At 59.4% G+C, this 17,078-nt stretch carries 19 protein-coding genes (1 of these 19 running past the window's edge); 6 read left to right on the top strand and 13 right to left on the bottom strand.

The features are described 5' to 3' along the window. Positions 1–241: 241 nt before the first annotated feature. Positions 242–1,243, top strand: a complete 1,002-nt coding sequence (locus ACZZ0D_RS23730) for an LLM class flavin-dependent oxidoreductase (RefSeq protein ID WP_463554429.1) — start codon at positions 242–244, stop codon at positions 1,241–1,243. Between the two features lie 266 nt (positions 1,244–1,509). Here ACZZ0D_RS23730 and ACZZ0D_RS23725 read toward each other — a convergent pair whose 3' ends face one another. Both ACZZ0D_RS23725 and ACZZ0D_RS23720 read right to left on the bottom strand, forming a co-directional pair. Then, positions 1,510–1,734 carry a DUF1161 domain-containing protein gene (locus ACZZ0D_RS23725; protein ID WP_053116405.1) on the bottom strand — a complete coding sequence of 75 codons (225 nt, stop codon included), beginning with the start codon at positions 1,732–1,734 and terminating at the stop codon, positions 1,510–1,512. A 128-nt stretch (positions 1,735–1,862) separates the two neighbouring features. After that, positions 1,863–2,078: a dodecin gene (locus ACZZ0D_RS23720; protein WP_053116406.1), complete on the bottom strand. Its 216-nt coding sequence runs from the start codon at positions 2,076–2,078 to the stop codon at positions 1,863–1,865. A 157-nt stretch (positions 2,079–2,235) separates the two neighbouring features. Between ACZZ0D_RS23720 and ACZZ0D_RS23715 the strand changes: the two genes are divergently transcribed. Next, the gene (locus ACZZ0D_RS23715; RefSeq protein WP_007911686.1) at positions 2,236–2,562 is read left to right on the top strand and encodes an ElaB/YgaM/YqjD family protein; all 327 of its coding nucleotides are present in this window, start codon (positions 2,236–2,238) and stop codon (positions 2,560–2,562) included. Here the strand turns inward: ACZZ0D_RS23715 and ACZZ0D_RS23710 are convergent. Next, the gene (locus ACZZ0D_RS23710; RefSeq protein WP_463554428.1) at positions 2,535–3,452 is read right to left on the bottom strand and encodes a LysR family transcriptional regulator; all 918 of its coding nucleotides are present in this window, start codon (positions 3,450–3,452) and stop codon (positions 2,535–2,537) included. The genes ACZZ0D_RS23715 and ACZZ0D_RS23710 overlap by 28 nt on opposite strands. Before the next feature lie 114 nt (positions 3,453–3,566). Between ACZZ0D_RS23710 and trpB the strand changes: the two genes are divergently transcribed. The 3 genes from trpB to ACZZ0D_RS23695 all read left to right on the top strand — a co-directional run bounded on the left by trpB (position 3,567) and on the right by ACZZ0D_RS23695 (position 6,189). After that, on the top strand, positions 3,567–4,799 hold the full coding sequence (trpB, locus tag ACZZ0D_RS23705; protein WP_038365117.1) for a tryptophan synthase subunit beta: 1,233 nt from the start codon (positions 3,567–3,569) through the stop codon (positions 4,797–4,799). Further along, a complete protein-coding gene (trpA, locus tag ACZZ0D_RS23700; protein WP_159813327.1) occupies positions 4,799–5,611 on the top strand; it encodes a tryptophan synthase subunit alpha in 813 nt (270 codons plus the stop codon). The genes trpB and trpA overlap by 1 nt, the downstream gene beginning before the upstream one ends. A 122-nt stretch (positions 5,612–5,733) precedes the next feature. Beyond that, positions 5,734–6,189 carry an anti-virulence regulator CigR family protein gene (locus tag ACZZ0D_RS23695; protein WP_463554427.1) on the top strand — a complete coding sequence of 152 codons (456 nt, stop codon included), beginning with the start codon at positions 5,734–5,736 and terminating at the stop codon, positions 6,187–6,189. Between the two features lie 170 nt (positions 6,190–6,359). Here ACZZ0D_RS23695 and ACZZ0D_RS23690 read toward each other — a convergent pair whose 3' ends face one another. The 10 genes from ACZZ0D_RS23690 to ACZZ0D_RS23645 form a co-directional block, all read right to left on the bottom strand. Further along, positions 6,360–8,321: a DUF7844 domain-containing protein gene (locus tag ACZZ0D_RS23690; RefSeq protein WP_463554426.1), complete on the bottom strand. Its 1,962-nt coding sequence runs from the start codon at positions 8,319–8,321 to the stop codon at positions 6,360–6,362. Further along, positions 8,318–8,638: a DUF2388 domain-containing protein gene (locus ACZZ0D_RS23685; protein WP_007911662.1), complete on the bottom strand. Its 321-nt coding sequence runs from the start codon at positions 8,636–8,638 to the stop codon at positions 8,318–8,320. The genes ACZZ0D_RS23690 and ACZZ0D_RS23685 overlap by 4 nt, the downstream gene beginning before the upstream one ends. A gap of 42 nt (positions 8,639–8,680) precedes the next feature. Continuing rightward, the gene (locus ACZZ0D_RS23680) at positions 8,681–8,998 is read right to left on the bottom strand and encodes a DUF2388 domain-containing protein (RefSeq protein ID WP_053116412.1); all 318 of its coding nucleotides are present in this window, start codon (positions 8,996–8,998) and stop codon (positions 8,681–8,683) included. A 108-nt stretch (positions 8,999–9,106) separates the two neighbouring features. Further along, positions 9,107–9,424, bottom strand: coding sequence for a DUF2388 domain-containing protein (locus ACZZ0D_RS23675; protein WP_008081137.1), 318 nt, complete (start codon positions 9,422–9,424; stop codon positions 9,107–9,109). 376 nt (positions 9,425–9,800) lie between these two features. After that, positions 9,801–10,016, bottom strand: a complete 216-nt coding sequence (locus ACZZ0D_RS23670; RefSeq protein ID WP_053116413.1) for a DUF1127 domain-containing protein — start codon at positions 10,014–10,016, stop codon at positions 9,801–9,803. Between the two features lie 322 nt (positions 10,017–10,338). After that, entirely contained in the window at positions 10,339–11,832 is a 1,494-nt protein-coding gene (locus ACZZ0D_RS23665; protein WP_463554425.1) for an acetyl-CoA hydrolase/transferase family protein, read from the bottom strand. A gap of 213 nt (positions 11,833–12,045) precedes the next feature. Next, positions 12,046–13,479, bottom strand: coding sequence for an NAD(P)(+) transhydrogenase (Re/Si-specific) subunit beta (locus ACZZ0D_RS23660; RefSeq protein WP_008081130.1), 1,434 nt, complete (start codon positions 13,477–13,479; stop codon positions 12,046–12,048). Next, on the bottom strand, positions 13,479–13,799 hold the full coding sequence (locus ACZZ0D_RS23655) for an NAD(P) transhydrogenase subunit alpha part 2 (protein ID WP_003187417.1): 321 nt from the start codon (positions 13,797–13,799) through the stop codon (positions 13,479–13,481). Before ACZZ0D_RS23655 ends, ACZZ0D_RS23660 begins: the two co-directional genes overlap by 1 nt. 15 nt (positions 13,800–13,814) lie before the next feature. Further along, entirely contained in the window at positions 13,815–14,936 is a 1,122-nt protein-coding gene (locus ACZZ0D_RS23650; RefSeq protein ID WP_463554424.1) for a Re/Si-specific NAD(P)(+) transhydrogenase subunit alpha, read from the bottom strand. 434 nt (positions 14,937–15,370) lie between these two features. Then, the gene (locus tag ACZZ0D_RS23645) at positions 15,371–16,270 is read right to left on the bottom strand and encodes a LysR family transcriptional regulator (RefSeq protein ID WP_463554423.1); all 900 of its coding nucleotides are present in this window, start codon (positions 16,268–16,270) and stop codon (positions 15,371–15,373) included. A 158-nt stretch (positions 16,271–16,428) separates the two neighbouring features. Between ACZZ0D_RS23645 and ACZZ0D_RS23640 the strand changes: the two genes are divergently transcribed. Next, a protein-coding gene (locus ACZZ0D_RS23640) for an acyl-CoA dehydrogenase (RefSeq protein ID WP_159813315.1) crosses the window boundary here: on the top strand, positions 16,429–17,078 show its 5' portion. It continues 532 nt past the right edge of the window; 650 of the gene's 1,182 nt are visible here — the first part of the coding sequence; its start codon is at positions 16,429–16,431; its stop codon lies off the right edge, out of view.

Here is a 17,078-nt window from a genome sequence, read left to right as displayed (position 1 = left end):
CTGCCTCCTCAAGATCTGACGCGGAAACGCCGCGTCGTCGTGGTTTTTGCTTGCAAGGCTTCTGAGGATAGACGTCGGAACAAAGTTCAGCCCGTCTGAATCGTTGACTTTTTTAGTAGGAAATATCTTCGCTGCTATTGAAACTCGGGTATATGCCCTCATTGCATGAAACACGCTTATGGATTCGGCAGGATTTCGTTCGCTAAGAAAAACCTGCCGCCTCACTCGGAGACGCAGGTTTATGAAACAACTGTCCGACGTAAAATTTTCTACTCTCGATCTGGTGCCGGTACGCGAAAACGGCAGCCCGGCGCAAGCGCTGCGCAATTCGCTGGATCTGGCGCAGCACGTCGAGAAATTCGGCTACACAAGGTTTTGGGTGGCGGAACACCACAACATGGACGGCATCGCCAGCTCGGCGACCTCGGTGCTGCTCGGCTATCTGGCCGGCGGTACGTCGACCATTCGCGTCGGCTCCGGCGGCGTGATGCTGCCCAACCATGCGCCGCTGGTGATCGCCGAGCAGTTCGGCACCCTGGAAAGCCTGTATCCGGGGCGGATTGATCTGGGCCTGGGCCGTGCGCCTGGTTCCGATCAGATGACCGCGCGGGCGCTGCGCCGCGAGCGTTCAGGCAGCGCTGATGATTTCCCCGAAGATGTCGCCGAACTGGCGCGCTTCCTCGGCCCGCGCACCCCGGATCAACGGGTGATCGCGATGCCGGGCACGGGCACCAATGTGCCAATCTGGTTGCTCGGTTCCAGCCTGTTCAGCGCGCAACTGGCCGGTGAACGCGGTTTGCCATACGCCTTCGCCTCGCACTTCGCCCCGCGCTTCATGCACGAGGCGATCCGCGTTTATCGCAATCACTTCAAACCGTCGGCAGTGCTCGACAAGCCGTACGTGATGCTCGGTGTGCCGTTGGTGGCCGCAGACACCGATGAGCAGGCGGATTATCTGGCGACGTCGGTGTACCAGCGCATTCTGGCGCTGATGCGCGGGCAGAGCCTGGTGCAGCGTCCGCCGGTGAAAACCATGGACGGCCTGTGGCTGCCGCATGAGCGTGAGGCGGTAGGTGATTTCCTTGGGCTGGCGATGGTGGGTGGCCCGCAGAAAATTCGCGCGAAGCTGGAAGTGCTGATTGAGCAGACGCAGGCGGATGAGCTGATTTTTACCAGCGATTTGTATGAGCATGCTGATCGCGTGCATTCGTACGAACTGCTGGCGCAAGTCATGAAGGGCTGAAAAGCCCCTCACCCTAACCCTCCCGAAACGTCTGGACCGCCCGGAGGGAGAGGGGACTGACCGAGGTGGATGTTCGAGATACGCCGACGTGAAATTCTTCGGTCGAACTCAGGTTCTGAAAACCATGAAGATCTGCTCCCTTTCCCCTCTACCCCTTGGGGGAGAGGGCTGGGGTGAGGGGGTTCGATTTCAAACCCACCAAAAATCCCAAACCCGGACACAAAAAAGCCGACGCATTCACGTCGGCTTTTGTATTTCAGGCGCAATCAACCGCGCTTGTAGACGATTTCCTTGGTACCACCTTCGCAGGTGCCAACAACTTTAGCGCCAGCATCTGCGCCCTTGTCGACAATCTCCAGCGAATACCCGGAAGCACCCTTGGCATCAATCTTCGCCGCGATCTCGCTTTTCAGCTCTTCACATGGCTTACCGGCAGCAAACGCACCACCCGCAAGGCTCAACAAACCTACCGCCAACATAAACTTCTTCATCGGTCGCACTCCCTGGTCGGATTGAAAGAGGCGGGCATCGGGTCATCCACCCGATGCGCTCACCCTATAGCGCTTTGCCATTCCTATGGCACTCGGCCAGCGCGCAAGTTCAGAAGACTAGACCAAACTCAGCTGCTGGCAATCTTGAAGCCGACTTTCAACGTCACCTGAAAGTGCGCGGCCTTACCGTTTTCGATATGACCACGGGTTTCGGTGACTTCAAACCATTCCAGGTTGCGAATGGTCTTGTTGGCTTCGGCAATTGCGTTGTTGATGGCTTCTTCGATGCTAGTGGTCGAGGAACCGACCAGCTCGACTTTCTTGTACGTGTGATGGTCACTCATAACGAACTCCTTGGCGTGTGGGATTGAGACTAGCAGTGAATCTGCACTGTTGATTTCGGCGGCGCTGAGCAGGCGAAGTTCAGATTTTCTGCACTTTCTCAAACCGCTGAAGTCCCAACCAACACACGCCACTCATCACCAATGCAGGAGAGCCACCATGGCCAACACCTCTTTACGTAAAGCCTCGTTGCAAAGCATGGAAGCCGAGATCGAGAGTCTGCTCAAGTCGTTGGAAAGCCTGAAGGACGACGCTTCGGACGAGTCGCGCAAGACCCTCAAGGCGCTGAAAAGCAATGCCGAAAGCGCGCTGAAACATTCGCGTCACCTGCTCAGCGATGCCTATGAAGAAGTCAAAGTGAAAACCCGCGAAACCGGGATCGCCACCCGCGATTACGCGCAGGAACATCCGTGGACGACCGCCGGTGTCGCGGTCGGTGCAATCGGTCTGCTGGCCGCTTACTTGCTGTTCAAGCGCGGCGAGTGATCGCTCTGGTGCAGCTCGTTCTTGAGCCATTGCGCCAGTTGCCGAGCGCGTCCGTCTGCGGCGCGCTTGGGTAGCCACAACGCCAGTTGCGCCGGGGTTTCACTGAAGCCCCACGGCGCAACCAGGCGACCGGCCTTCAAATCTTCCGTCACCAGCGGCTCCGGCGCGATGGCCACGCCGAGACCAGCGACGGCTGCCTCCAGCAAATAATACAAATGCTCAAAACCTTGCCCGAGCTTCAGCGCTTTTGCGTCGAGGTCGCTTTGCTGTGCCCAGCTTGGCCACGCTTGTGGGCGCGAGGTGGTGTGCAGCAGCGGTTCATTGAGCAGGGCCGAGGCTGGCGCGGCTTGCAGGCGCTGATAGCCGCTGAACAGGGGGCTCATGACCGGGCCGATGCGTTCTGCGGCCAATTCGTAAACCTGCATATCTGCTGGCCACGGCGGTTCGGCGAACAGCAGCAAAGCATCCAGCCCCGGACGACGTGGATCGAGATCGCCTTCACCCGCCGACAGATGCAGGCGCAAATCCGGCAGATCAGCATTCAATCGCCCCAAGCGCGGAATAAACCATCGCGCCAGCAAACTCCCAGAACAGCCGAGTACAAACGGCGCATCGGCGGTGCTCTGGGTTAACTCGGCGCAAACACTGCGCAGCCGATCAAAAGCCTCACCACTGGCATCACGCAAACGCATGCCGGCATCTGTGAGTTTCAAGCCGCGACCATCCTTGACGAAAAGGCTGACGCCGAGGTGCTCCTCCAGCACTTTGAGCTGCCGACTGACCGCGCCATGGGTGACGTGCAATTGCTCGGCAGCCTGACTGACACTGTTCAGACGGGCGGTCGCTTCGAACGCGCGCAGGGCGTTCAGCGGAGGAAGGTCGTGGCTCATGGTATCTGTGAGTTTTCCTGACAGGTTGTGGCGATCTTATCGGTTTTCAGCATAGAAGGTCAGGGGTAGAGTGGTCGTCATTGTCTTATCACCCGAATTCACCTGGAGCGACTCATGACCCAGACTTCGAACACCTCTGATCTGCGTAATGGCCCGGACGATAACGGCCTGTTCGGCTCGTTCGGTGGCCGCTACGTGGCGGAAACCCTGATGCCGTTGATCCTCGATTTGGCCCGCGAATACGAAGCGGCCAAGGAAGATCCGGCCTTCAAAGAAGAATTGGCCTACTTCCAGCGCGACTACGTCGGACGTCCGAGCCCCCTGTATTTCGCTGAACGCCTGACCGAGTTCTGCGGTGGCGCGAAGATTTATCTCAAGCGCGAAGAGCTGAACCACACCGGCGCGCACAAGATCAACAACTGCATCGGCCAGATTCTGCTGGCGCGGCGCATGGGCAAGAAACGCATCATCGCTGAGACCGGCGCTGGCATGCACGGCGTGGCCACGGCCACCGTCGCCGCACGTTTCGGTCTGGATTGCGTGATCTACATGGGCACCACTGACATCGAACGTCAGCAGGCCAACGTCTTCCGCATGAAACTGCTGGGCGCTGAAGTGATTCCGGTTGTTGCCGGCACTGGCACCCTGAAAGACGCGATGAACGAAGCCTTGCGTGACTGGGTGACCAACGTCGACAACACCTTCTACCTGATCGGCACCGTGGCCGGCCCGCATCCATACCCAGCAATGGTTCGCGACTTCCAGGCCGTGATCGGCAAGGAAACCCGCGATCAGTTGCAAGCGCAGGAAGGTCGTCTGCCGGACAGCCTGGTGGCGTGCATCGGTGGCGGTTCCAACGCGATGGGCCTGTTCCACCCGTTCCTCGACGACAAGAGCGTTGAGATCATCGGGGTTGAAGCCGCCGGTTACGGCATTGAAACCGGCAAGCACGCGGCGAGCCTGAATGGCGGCGTTCCGGGTGTGTTGCACGGCAACCGTACCTTCCTGTTGCAGGACGACGACGGCCAGATCATCGATGCCCACTCGATTTCCGCCGGCCTCGACTACCCGGGCATCGGCCCGGAACACGCTTGGTTGCATGACATCGGCCGCGTTCAGTACACCTCGGTGACCGACGACGAAGCGCTGGATGCGTTCCACAAATGCTGCCGCCTGGAAGGGATCATTCCTGCACTGGAAAGCGCCCACGCCTTGGCTGAAGTGTTCAAACGCGCACCGAAGCTGCCGAAGGATCACCTGATGGTGGTCAACCTGTCGGGCCGTGGCGACAAAGACATGCAGACCGTCATGCATCACATGGAACAGTCTAAGCAGGAGAAACACTGATGAGCCGCCTGCAAACCCGTTTTGCCGACCTCAAAGAACAGAACCGCGCCGCGCTGGTGACCTTCGTCACCGCCGGTGATCCGGACTACGACACTTCGCTGGCGATCCTCAAAGGTTTGCCGGGTGCCGGCGCCGACGTGATCGAGCTGGGCATGCCGTTCACCGACCCGATGGCCGATGGTCCGGCGATCCAGTTGGCGAACATCCGTGCCTTGGGCGCCAAGCAGAACCTGGTGAAAACCCTGCAAATGGTTCGCGAATTCCGCGAAGGCAACAGCGACACGCCGCTGGTGCTGATGGGTTACTTCAACCCGATCCACATGTATGGCGTTGAGCGCTTCATCGCTGACGCGAAAGAGGCCGGCGTCGATGGCCTGATCGTGGTCGACATGCCGCCTGAGCACAACGCAGAACTCTGCGATCCGGCGCAGGCTGCCGGTCTGGACTTCATCCGTCTGACCACGCCGACCACTGACGATGCGCGTCTGCCGCGAGTGCTCAATGGCAGCTCCGGTTTCGTTTACTACGTGTCGGTGGCCGGTGTGACCGGTGCTGGCGCTGCGACGCTGGAGCACGTCGAAGAGGCGGTGACCCGTCTGCGTCGTCACACCGATCTGCCAATCAGCATCGGTTTCGGCATCCGCACGCCGGAGCAAGCGGCGGCCATCGCGCGTCTGGCTGATGGTGTGGTGGTGGGCTCGGCGTTGATCGATCACATCGCCAATGCGACCACTCCGGCTCAGGCCATCGACGGCGTGCTGGGCCTGTGCTCGGCACTCTCCGAGGGCGTGCGTAAGGCCCGCGTCAGCTGAAGGTAAAGTTCCTGATACAGAGGAATTAGCACCTCAAAGCGCAGACTAATCCAGCAAGACCGAGGGCTTCAGAACATCGTTCTGCAGCCCTTTTTGCTGTTTGTGCCGTGAGGAAAGACCCGATGAAAATGCCGAAACGTCTGATAGCCGGACTGGGCGTACTGATGATCAGTGCAACGCCGCTGCTGGCCAGCGCCGATCAGCGCGACGATCACGACCACGGCGGCCCACAGCAGGGCCAACACGACAACCGCGGTGACAACCATGGTGATGATCACCACGGCCCGCAGAACAACCACCGTGGTGGCCCGCCACCGCACGACTTTGGCCCGGTGCGCCAGACCATTCGTGACAATCATGGCTACTTTGTGCGCGGGGCGCCGCCGCCTCCGGGGATTCATCTGGAGCGTGGCCGGCCGTTGCCGCACGGCTATTACGGCGAGCGTCTGGACAGTCGCGCGTTGGGTCGCTTGCCGGTGTATCCGGGCTACGAATGGCGCCGGACTGGCGGCGATATCGTGCTGATCGCGGTGGGCACCGGGATCGTTTACGAAATCCTCGATGGCGTCCTGTATTGATCTGACACACATCACCTGTGGCGAGGGGATTTATCCCCGTTCGGCTGCGCAGCAGTCGCAATTCAGCGGACTCGGTTTATCTGATTGACCGGGTTCGCTGATTTTGGGGCCGCTTCGCCACCCAACGGGGATAAATCCCCTCGCCACAAGGTATGCACTCAGCATCAGGTTCAGGGCAGTTCCAGCCCACCCGAGGCCTTGTGCAATTTGCGCAAATGCGCGCCAATCTGCTTCACGTTCTCCTCACTCGCCGCAATCTCGGCAGCGCGCTTCGGCTCCAGCAGCTTGCGCACTTCCGCATCGAGATCCCCGGACAGCACCAGCAACTTCTTCTGCCGCTGGCTGCTTTCATCTTCCAGTCGCTTGAACTCGCTCGGCTGTGGCAACCCATAACCACGACTATCAAGAAGCTCTGCCGGGCGACTGAGGAAACCACTGTTAGCGAGGATTTCCTGCAACGTCGCGTTGGCCTTGTCCATACCGCCATTTTCAAGCTCGCGCGCGCCGAGGTAGCGTTGCTTGACCTCATCCTGCGCCAACAACAACTGACGTCGATAACTCGCCTGCTCCAGCAACAACAACGCGGCGCTGGTGCGCAGATCCGCACGCTCGAACCACTCGCGGCGTTCTTCGGCGGTGAGCGACAGCCATTCCTCAACGGTGGTCTGTTTGATCGGCAGCTGCTTCTTCAACACATCAAACATCGCCTGATAGCGATCGCGGAACGAGTCGAAACGATAACCCAGACGCAGCGCTTCTTTCGGATCATCGAGGACGCTGGTATCCGCCAGACCACGGCCCTTCATCACTTCCAGCAAGCCGTTGGGCATGATGCTGTCGAGTCCAACGAACCGGCTGTTATCACTGCCGCTGCGCAACAGTTTCAAACCTTCCACCGCGCAGTTGTTGGAGAGGAAGAAGTAGTTGCCGTCGTAGCTCCAATGCATCTCGGCAGCGTGTTCGACCACGCCTTCGATCTCTTCCCGTGACAGGTTGATCGGCACGGAGGCGAGGCTGCGTAATTCGGTCTTGGTGTATTCGTCGATCACCTGTGCGAGCGGCAGCACAAACAGTCGCGAAGGGTATTTGCCGACCAGTCCGTCCCAACTCGATAGCTGCACATCGCCGACAAAGGCACGGTACGACAACACCAGATGCTGATCGAGATCGAGTCGGCAATCCGGCCCACGCGGACGGCCCGGCGCGCAGATTACCAGGCGCAACATGCTGTGGCCCCAGCGGCTGACCCAGTTCTGATTGGCCTCTGCGAGCAAGTAATCAACCGCGTAAACCCGCTCCGGATCGACGTGCCCCAGTGGTTGTTTGGCGAAGTCGTTACCGGCGTTCAAAAACGCGAAGGTCTTGCTGCAAGTGTCTTTGGCCGGTGGCGCCCAGCCGAAATGTTGCTGGTAATAGCGGTACAGCGCGGGGCGGCGGCAGGCGTAGCTCGGGTCGAGAAGGAAGTACTCCATGTTGACCGCGACGAACTCTTTCGGGCTGGAAATCTCGTAGAGATCGGGGCTGCGGGCGATCTGCCGATTGTGCTGCTCACGCTCACCGCGACGGCCGACGTATTGCTGCCAACCGGCGAGGTCGAGCAAGCGCGGATCATCACTGAGAGTGAAACGACGGCCGTTCTGGCCACGGCATTCATCTGGGATGCCTATCAGCCCGGCGCTGTTGAAGCGGCGGGTGCAGCGCTGGATCAGCGTGCGCTCGGCGTCCGGCCACAAGCGGGCGCGGTCATAAATGTGGGTAATTTCGTGCAGCACCGTGGCGAGCAATTCCTGGCGCACAGTGCCGTGGGGGCGATTGGTTTTTTCTTTCGCGGCGCTGCCATCGGTGAGGCCGGCGAGCAGTTTGCGGTTCAGATCGAGTTCGGCAACCAGCGTCGCCTGGCCGTAGGCATTGGCGGGCATGTCGTCAGTCCAGCCGACATCGATGCGCCGATCCAGCCGCTCGATAAAGCTCGGCGGCAGTTTTTGCATCGCCTCATCGATCAGCGCCTGGCTGGCCTGTTGTTGGGCGGGGCTCAGACCTTCGGTCTTGAGCCGCAATTGCAGGCCGGCGTGGGCGCTGTTGCCAAGTAGCAACAACGCGCCGGCCAGCAGCCAGGCACCGAGTGACTTCACAGTGCGAGGATGGCTTCGGCGAGTACCTGATCACTGGCGTCGCGGGCTTCCGGGACGCGCGTGCGCAATGTGTTGAGGGCGGCTTCAAGGTGCGCGCCACGGATATCACCGTTGGTGGCGACGAAGCTGGCGGCGTCATCGTGCGCTTCGCGGATGATTTTCGAGTCGCGGATCGAGGTGGTGGTGTCGGAGGTGAAATCGATGGTGCGCTGGGAGGCACGAACGATGATGTTACTGGTGGCTACCAGGGTGTGCGCCTGGGCCACGTCGGCCAACAAAAACAGGCCAAGGGCGGCAGCAATCAGCGGGCTACGCATGGAACGACTCCGGAGGGACAGGTTAACTAAGGGCTAGGTTAGCTATTGGACGAGAATTGCTTCTGCCAGTTCAAGGTCAGAGACATGAAGTTTCGGCCGTTTTTTACGCAGGTAATTCAGCGCGGATTCCAGCTGCGCCCCGCGCAATTGGCCGTCACTGGCCACGAACGCTGCCGCGTCATCGTGAGCGGCGAACAGCAGTTTACGGTCGAAAGGCGCGGAAGACACCATGCTGGTGGCGTAACCACTGACGACAATGCCTTGCGTCGACGCGTTGAAAGCATCATAGGCATCGACCGACGTCGCCCAACAGGCGCTCAGCAAAACGGAAGGGATCAGCAGATTTGGAAGAAAACGCATCGGACTCGGTAACTGTTAGCGAGCCGCAAGGCTAGCGCAATGCCCGGGCCAGAGCCAGTCTCGAAACATCGGGACACGCCCGGCGTGTCCCGTAATGCCTTGCAGCGATTAGATCGTCAGGATGGCCTGAGCCAGCTCTGCGTCGGTCGCGTTCAGTTGTGGAGCCTGGTGGCGGATGTGATCCAGCGCGCTTTCCAGTTTCACGCCACGGATATCGCCTTGGGTAGCGACGAAGCTGGCCGCGTCATCACGGGCAGCGAGGACGATTTTGTCGTCACGGAACGACGAAGTCACATCGGAAGTGGCGTCGGACGAAGATTTCAGCGCACCGACGACGGCGTCAGTGGTAACGATGAAACTGGTGGCGCTGGCGTTGGCAGCAACGGCCAAAAGGGCAGCAGCGCTGAGCAGGCGAAGACGGGACATGATGTAACTCCTGTGAATAAACCGTATTGAGAGGTGGCTCGGTATCTGAGGAGTCAGACGCCTGTTGCGCATCATTCGCCACGTTCTGTGTGGATATTAGGCTCAGATGCGTTCGCCAAACCAGCATCCAGACGAAAAACCTGTAGGAGCTGCCGAAGGCTGCGATCTTTTGCTTTGGATTTTCAAGATCACAAGATCGCAGCCTTCGGCAGCTCCTACAATTGTACTGGTTGGTATTCAGCGTATCTGAACTGTACTGGTTTGGGTTTTTCAGGGGCTGAAACGACAAAACCCGTCGTGGTTTCCCACGACGGGTTTTGCTTGTGCAATTCGGGTTGCTGGCGGTGGGTCTAACGACCAGAGCCAGCGACGCTGTTTAGCGCCAGAACGGCTTGCTCAGCTCTTCGTAGCGTTGAGCTTCGCTGATACCGGCGTCTGCCAGCAAACGCGAATCCAGACGGGCCAATTGGTGGCGGCTGGAGATGCGGCGCTGCCACAACATCAGGTTGGCGAGAACGCGCAGAGGCATGGAAGCCTGGTTTTTTGCAGCTTTGTCTTCGAAGAACAGTTCGGAACTGAGTGTACGTTCCATGGTTGACATCCTTCCGCTTGTGGCGGGATCAGGTAGTGGTTTGACTGGTGCCCATGATCCTCTCGTTTGCCTAGTCTCTCTAGATACAGTTCAACTGTATTGTGAGTGACCAGTTAACTGTTTATAGGCGGTGTACGGGTCGAAATAGAGCAAACTGTACCTGTCCGCACTTAAGTAGTGCGTTTTTGCTCAATTCGTCAGGAAAGGTAGGCAAATGCTGTAGGAAATGACCAGTACAGCAGTACAGTTTTTGTCAGGCGGGGGGGCTTGCGAGAGTCCGCTGACACAAACTGTGTTTGCATCAGCGGTTTATCTGTGTGAATTACACAGCGAGCATGCGCCCGGTTTCTTCCAGATTCATGTGCCAGCTCAACGCTTCACGCAGGATGTGCGGGGTGTGGCCACCGATTGCACAAGCCGCCGTGAAGTAATCGTTGAGCGCCTGGCGGAAGTCCGGGTGCACACAGTTATTGATGATCACCCGCGCGCGTTCCCGTGGCGCCAGGCCACGCAGGTCGGCGAGGCCGACTTCGGTCACCAGAATGTCGACGTCGTGCTCGGTGTGGTCAACGTGGCTGACCATCGGCACTACGCTGGAGATCGCGCCACCCTTGGCGATCGACTTGGTCACGAACACCGCCAGGTGCGCGTTGCGCGCGAAGTCACCCGAGCCACCGATGCCGTTCATCATCCGCGTACCGCAGACGTGGGTGGAATTGACGTTGCCGTAGATGTCGAACTCCAGCGCCGTGTTGATCCCGATAATGCCTAAGCGGCGCACCACTTCCGGGTGGTTGGAGATCTCCTGCGGACGCAGCACCAGTTTGTCTTTGTACTTCTCGAGATTGCCGAACACGTCGCTGTTGCGGCGCTCCGACAAGGTGATCGAGCTGCCCGAAGCAAAGCTCAGCTTGCCGGCGTCGATCAGGTCGAAGGTCGAATCCTGCAACACTTCGGAGTACATGGTCAGGTCTTCGAACGGCGAATCGATCAGGCCGCACATCACCGCGTTGGCAATGTTGCCGATCCCGGCCTGCAACGGGCCGAGCTTGTTGGTCATGCGCCCGGCGTCGACTTCCTGTTTGAAGAAGGTGATCAGGTGCTCGGCGATGGCGTTGGTATCGACGTCCGGCGTCGACACGGTGGACGGCGAATCCGACTGCTGGGTAATAACGATGGCGACAATCTTCTCCGGCGGGATCGGAATCGCCGTGCTGCCGATGCGGTCGTCGACTTTTACCAGCGGGATCGGCGTGCGCGTCGGGCGGTAGGTCGGGATATAGATGTCATGCAAGCCTTCGAGATTAGCGTTGTGCGCCAGGTTGATTTCGACGATCACCTGTTTGGCGAAAATCGCGAAGCTCGCCGAGTTGCCCACTGAGGTGGTCGGCACGATGTGGCCCTGTTCGGTGATGGCCACGGCTTCGATGACCGCGATGTCCGGCAGCTTCAGTTGCTGATTACGCAGTTGCTCAACGGTTTCCGACAGATGCTGATCGATGAACATCACCTGGCCGGCGTTGATCGCCTTGCGCAAGGTGCTGTCGACCTGGAACGGCATGCGCCGCGACAGTACGCCGGCCTCGGTCAGTTGCTTGTCGAGGTCGTTGCCCAGGCTGGCGCCGGTCATCAGGCTGATCTTCAGCGGCGTGACCTTGGCGCGCTCGGCCAATGCGTGAGGGACGGCTTTGGCTTCGCCGGCACGGGTGAAACCGCTCATGCCGACGGTCATGCCGTCCTCAATCAGAGCGGCTGCGTCGGCGGCGCTCATCACTTTGTCCAACAACGAAGGCAGGCGAATACGGTCACGGTACATGGATTATTATCTCGGGAAGCGAGTAGCAGGATGCGCAGTCTAGTGAATATGACGGGCGCCTGTCCCGCTACCAAGGTCGCAAACGAGGCGTCTATTCAGCGGGTTTCAAGTAAAACACCGTTACTGGATCTGCAACAACGCGGCAAATTGTCCGACTGTTTGCGCAAACAAAACGCCCCGACAAGTCGGGGCGTTCGGTGTTGCAGCGGGGAATTATTCGACCGCTTTAACCATGTCTTCGATGACTTTCTTCGCGTCGCCGAACACCATCATGGTCTTGTCCAGATAGAACAGCTCGTTGTCCAGGCCGGCATAGCCGCTGGCCATCGAGCGCTTGTTGACGATGATGGTCTTGGCCTTGAACGCTTCGAGAATCGGCATGCCGGCAATCGGCGACTTCGGATCGTTCTTCGCGGCCGGGTTGACCACGTCGTTCGCGCCGAGCACCAACACCACGTCGGCCTGGCCGAACTCGGAGTTGATGTCTTCCATCTCGAACACCTGATCGTAAGGCACTTCGGCCTCGGCGAGCAGGACGTTCATGTGCCCCGGCATACGGCCGGCAACCGGGTGGATCGCGTATTTCACGGTCACACCACGGTGGGTCAGCTTCTCGGTCAGCTCTTTCAGCGCATGTTGTGCACGCGCTACTGCCAAGCCATAACCCGGCACGATAATCACGGTGTCGGCGTTGGTCAGCAGGAAAGTCGCGTCGTCAGCCGAACCGGATTTTACCGGGCGGGCTTCTTTCGCACCGGCAGGGCCTGCATCGGCTGTGTTGCCGAAACCGCCGAGCAGTACATTAAAGAAGGAACGGTTCATCGCCTTGCACATGATGTACGAGAGGATCGCACCGCTCGAACCCACCAGCGAACCGGCAATGATCAGCATCGAGTTGTTCAGCGAGAAGCCGATACCTGCCGCCGCCCAGCCCGAGTAGCTGTTGAGCATCGACACCACGACCGGCATGTCTGCACCGCCAATCGGGATGATGATCAGCACGCCCATCACGAACGCCAGCGCCAGCATCAGCGCGAACGCGGTGAGGTTGCCGGTGAACATGAAGGTCAGGCCGAGCGCCAGTGTCGCCAGGCCCAGTACCGCATTCAACTTGTGCTGACCGGTGAACTGTACCGGTGCGCCCTGGAACAGGCGGAACTTGTACTTCCCCGACAACTTGCCGAACGCAATCACCGAACCGGAGAAGGTGATCGCACCGATCGCCGCGCCGAGGAACAGCTCCAGACGATTGCCCGCCGGGATCGAGTCGCCCAACTGTTTAACGATGCCCAGCGATTGCGGCTCAACCACCGCAGCGATGGCGATGAACACTGCCGCGAGGCCGATCATGCTGTGCATGAAGGCGACCAGTTCCGGCATCTTGGTCATTTCAACGCGTTTGGCCATGATCGAACCAGCCGTGCCGCCGACCAGCAGGCCAACGATCACGTAGCCGATACCGGCAGTCGCGAGCTCAGCGCCGAGCTTATAGATGAGGCCGACGGTGGTGAGGATCGCCAACGCCATGCCGAGCATGCCGAACAGGTTGCCGCGTCGCGAGGTGGTCGGGTGCGACAGGCCTTTGAGGGCCTGGATAAAGCAGATCGACGCGATCAAGTAGAGCGTCGTGACGAGATTCATGCTCATTACTTCGGCGCCTCTTCTTTTACTTTCGGGGCTTTCTTCTTGAACATCTCAAGCATGCGGCGGGTGACCAGGAAGCCACCGAACACGTTGACCGCGGCCAGTGCCACGGCGAGGGTGCCCATGGTTTTGCCCAGCGGCGTGACAGTTAATGCCGCCGCGAGCATGGCGCCGACAATCACGATCGCCGAGATGGCGTTGGTCACCGCCATCAACGGCGTGTGCAGCGCAGGTGTAACGTTCCAGACCACGTGGTAACCGACATAAATCGCCAGCACGAAGATGATCAGGTTGTAGATACCGGGGGAGATAAGCTCTTCCATCGTCTGAATCCCTGCTTAGGCGTTTTTGCGGATGACTTGGCCGTCGCGGCACATCAGGCACGCGGCGACGATGTCGTCTTCGAGGTTGACGTCGAACTGGCCTTCTTTGGTGAAGACCAGCTTCAGGAAGTCCAGCAGGTTGCGTGCGTACAGTGCCGAAGCGTCTGCAGCGACTTCGCCGGCCAGATTGGTCGGGCCGCAAATGGTCACGCCATTCTCGACCACGACCTGATCAGCCACGGTCAGCGGGCAGTTGCCACCCTGAGCCGCCGCGAGGTCGATGACCACCGAACCCGGTTTCATCTGCGCCACGGTGTCCGCGCTCAACAGCGTCGGTGCCTTGCGGCCCGGAATCAGCGCGGTGGTGATGACGATGTCAGCCTGCTTGGCGCGCTCGTGCACGGCCTGGGCCTGACGCTGCATCCAGCTGGCCGGCATTGGTCGTGCGTAACCGCCGACACCGACGGCGCATTCGCGCTCTTCATCGGTCTCGTACGGCACGTCGACGAACTTCGCGCCGAGGGATTCAATCTGCTCTTTTACCGCCGGACGTACGTCAGACGCTTCGATCACCGCACCCAGACGTTTCGCCGTGGCGATCGCCTGCAACCCGGCCACGCCGGCGCCAAGAATCAGCACGCGCGCCGCTTTCACGGTGCCCGCAGCGGTCATCAGCATTGGCATGAAGCGCGGATAGTGGTGAGCGGCCAGCAACACAGCCTTGTAGCCGGCAATGTTCGCCTGCGACGACAACACATCGAGACTCTGCGCGCGCGAGGTGCGCGGCGCCGCTTCGAGGGCGAACGCGGTAATGCCGCACTCGGCCATCTTCGCGATGGTTTCGTTGTTGAACGGGTTGAGCATGCCGACCAATACCGTACCGCGCTTGATCAGCGTCAGTTCGGCATCGCTTGGCGCGACCACTTTGAGAATCAGCTCGGCGCCAAACGCGTCATAGGCACTGCCAATGGTTGCGCCTGCCGCTTCATAGGCACTGTCGACCACACTGGCGTTAACGCCGGCGCCGGTTTGCACAGTGACCTTATGACCTTGGCTGATCAGCTTTTTAATGGTTTCCGGGGTTGCAGCAACCCGTGTTTCACCGGTCTGGGTTTCGAGAGGAACACCAATGTGCACGTCAAATCTCCTGCGTGATCTTATTGAGTAAACCCATGCACTACGGATGGTGCGACTGGGGCGGCCGATCAGCACGATCCCGCCAAATCAGGGCGGGGCGCGGCATTTTGCAGGCGAACTTTATGCCCTTCAAGGGATTATGACGGGTGACGGAAAATTAACTACAAGTCATGCCGTGACCGAATGTCGCACATGCCCGGTCGAATCCCTTACAGGCCGTGCCCTGCAAGGATTCTGGCGCAATATGGAAAAATTTCTCATCGGTGACGTGAATAGGCCGCAATGCGTCGTGAATGGAGGCTCAAAGCCACGTCCGCAGGCGCTTGTAGGACGTCTGTACGACTTTCGGATACAGTCTGTGCATATGCGACAAATAGTTATATCTGTAGGGCTTTGGTTTTTCTGACTACGAGGTCAGCAAGCGCTGAAAGCCCCTAGCCTTCAAGGCTGTAGCTCTGTGCCTGATTTACCAGCCAGTCACGAAAAGCCTTCAGAGACGCCGATTCGACCTTTCGTTCGGGAATCATCAAGTAATAGGCCTTGATGCTGGAGAGTGCCTGGGGGTTAGCAATCACCAGGCGTTTCTCGGCCAACTCGCGCTGAATCAGGAACGGTGGAATCAGCGCAATCCCCATGTCGTGCATGGCCGCTTGGGCGAGCATGGAGAATAGCTCGTAGCGCGGACCTGTCATGTCGCGGGGGATATTCAGCTGTTGCGAGTTGAACCACTGTCGCCAGGCGTAAGGGCGGGTGGTCTGTTGCAGCAGCGGCAGATCGGCAATTTCATCGGCTGTCAGAGGCGTCTTGTTGCCGAGTAGGGCGGGGCTGCACACCGGCATCGGATTTTCACCCATCAGTCTGTGGTATTCGGTACCCGACCAATCGGCATCGCCGAAGTAGATCGCCGCATCGAACTCAGTGTCGGCAAACAGGAAGGGCCGCGTGCGGTTGGTCAGGTTGACCGTGACTTCCGGGTGCTTGAGCTGGAAATCCTTGAGGCGCGGCAGCAGCCATTGCGTACCGAAGGTTGGCACCACCGCCAACTCGATCACATTGGTGCCTTGCTGGCCCATCACCGACAACGTGTCGCGCTCCACTGCATCCAGTTGCGTTGCGACCCGACGACTGTAGGAAAGTCCTGCTTCGGTCAGTTTCACTCCCCGTCGCGAACGTCGGAACAGTTCGACGCTGAGGAATTCCTCAAGGCTGGCGATTTGTCGGCAAATGGCGCCTTGGGTGAGGGAAAGCTCTTCAGCGGCACGGGTGAAGCTCTCGTGGCGTGCAGCGGCTTCAAAGCTGATCAGGGCGGTGGTGCTGGGGATCTTCCTGCGCATGTACGTCAACCTCACTAATGCGCCGCATAAAAGGCATTTCGCGACGTTTCGGAGTGAGAAATTAGCACAACAGAATGCGAAATCCTCGTTTGCCGCGACGGCGAACCGCGCCTAGGATCAATGCCACGTTAATTCACCCGATTTACGAGGACACACTCATGGGCGGTAAAGCTAGCTTCAACTGGATCGATCCCCTGCTGCTGGATCAACAGCTCACCGAAGAAGAGCGCATGATCCGCGACACCGCCGAGCAGTTCGCTCAGCAGAAGCTCGCGCCGCGTGTTCTTGAAGCTTTCCGTCATGAGAAGACTGATCCGGCGATCTTCCGCGAAATGGGCGAAGTCGGCCTGTTGGGCGCGACCATCCCTGAGCAGTACGGTGGCAGCGGCCTCAACTACGTCAGCTACGGCCTGATTGCTCGTGAAGTGGAGCGGGTCGACTCCGGCTATCGCTCGATGATGAGCGTGCAGTCCTCGCTGGTGATGGTGCCGATCAACGAATTCGGTACCGAAGCCCAGAAACAGAAATACCTGCCGAAACTGGCGTCCGGCGAATGGATCGGCTGCTTCGGCCTGACCGAGCCAAACCACGGTTCCGACCCGGGCGCGATGATCACCCGTGCACGCAAAGTCGAAGGCGGCTACAGCCTGACCGGCGCGAAAATGTGGATCACTAACAGCCCGATCGCCGACGTGTTCGTGGTCTGGGGTAAGGACGATGCCGGCGACATCCGTGGCTTCGTCCTGGAGAAGGGCTGGAAAGGCCTGAGCGCTCCGGCGATTCACGGCAAGGTCGGCCTGCGTGCATC

The organism is Pseudomonas sp. AC193 (assembly GCF_979258075.1).
The sequence above is the reverse complement of the archived record's forward strand: the minus strand, read 5'-3'. Positions and strand labels throughout refer to the sequence as shown.

What these genes read in the sequence shown, in the direction of transcription:
- ACZZ0D_RS23730 (WP_463554429.1), top strand. Translation starts at nt 242, where the DNA reads ATGAAACAACTGTCCGACGTAAAATTTTCTACTCTCGATCTGGTGCCG.
- ACZZ0D_RS23725 (WP_053116405.1), bottom strand. Translation starts at nt 1,734, where the DNA reads ATGAAGAAGTTTATGTTGGCGGTAGGTTTGTTGAGCCTTGCGGGTGGT.
- ACZZ0D_RS23720 (WP_053116406.1), bottom strand. Translation starts at nt 2,078, where the DNA reads ATGAGTGACCATCACACGTACAAGAAAGTCGAGCTGGTCGGTTCCTCG.
- ACZZ0D_RS23715 (WP_007911686.1), top strand. Translation starts at nt 2,236, where the DNA reads ATGGCCAACACCTCTTTACGTAAAGCCTCGTTGCAAAGCATGGAAGCC.
- ACZZ0D_RS23710 (WP_463554428.1), bottom strand. Translation starts at nt 3,452, where the DNA reads ATGAGCCACGACCTTCCTCCGCTGAACGCCCTGCGCGCGTTCGAAGCG.
- trpB (WP_038365117.1), top strand. Translation starts at nt 3,567, where the DNA reads ATGACCCAGACTTCGAACACCTCTGATCTGCGTAATGGCCCGGACGAT.
- trpA (WP_159813327.1), top strand. Translation starts at nt 4,799, where the DNA reads ATGAGCCGCCTGCAAACCCGTTTTGCCGACCTCAAAGAACAGAACCGC.
- ACZZ0D_RS23695 (WP_463554427.1), top strand. Translation starts at nt 5,734, where the DNA reads ATGAAAATGCCGAAACGTCTGATAGCCGGACTGGGCGTACTGATGATC.
- ACZZ0D_RS23685 (WP_007911662.1), bottom strand. Translation starts at nt 8,638, where the DNA reads ATGCGTAGCCCGCTGATTGCTGCCGCCCTTGGCCTGTTTTTGTTGGCC.
- ACZZ0D_RS23680 (WP_053116412.1), bottom strand. Translation starts at nt 8,998, where the DNA reads ATGCGTTTTCTTCCAAATCTGCTGATCCCTTCCGTTTTGCTGAGCGCC.
- ACZZ0D_RS23675 (WP_008081137.1), bottom strand. Translation starts at nt 9,424, where the DNA reads ATGTCCCGTCTTCGCCTGCTCAGCGCTGCTGCCCTTTTGGCCGTTGCT.
- ACZZ0D_RS23670 (WP_053116413.1), bottom strand. Translation starts at nt 10,016, where the DNA reads ATGGAACGTACACTCAGTTCCGAACTGTTCTTCGAAGACAAAGCTGCA.
- ACZZ0D_RS23665 (WP_463554425.1), bottom strand. Translation starts at nt 11,832, where the DNA reads ATGTACCGTGACCGTATTCGCCTGCCTTCGTTGTTGGACAAAGTGATG.
- ACZZ0D_RS23660 (WP_008081130.1), bottom strand. Translation starts at nt 13,479, where the DNA reads ATGAGCATGAATCTCGTCACGACGCTCTACTTGATCGCGTCGATCTGC.
- ACZZ0D_RS23655 (WP_003187417.1), bottom strand. Translation starts at nt 13,799, where the DNA reads ATGGAAGAGCTTATCTCCCCCGGTATCTACAACCTGATCATCTTCGTG.
- ACZZ0D_RS23645 (WP_463554423.1), bottom strand. Translation starts at nt 16,270, where the DNA reads ATGCGCAGGAAGATCCCCAGCACCACCGCCCTGATCAGCTTTGAAGCC.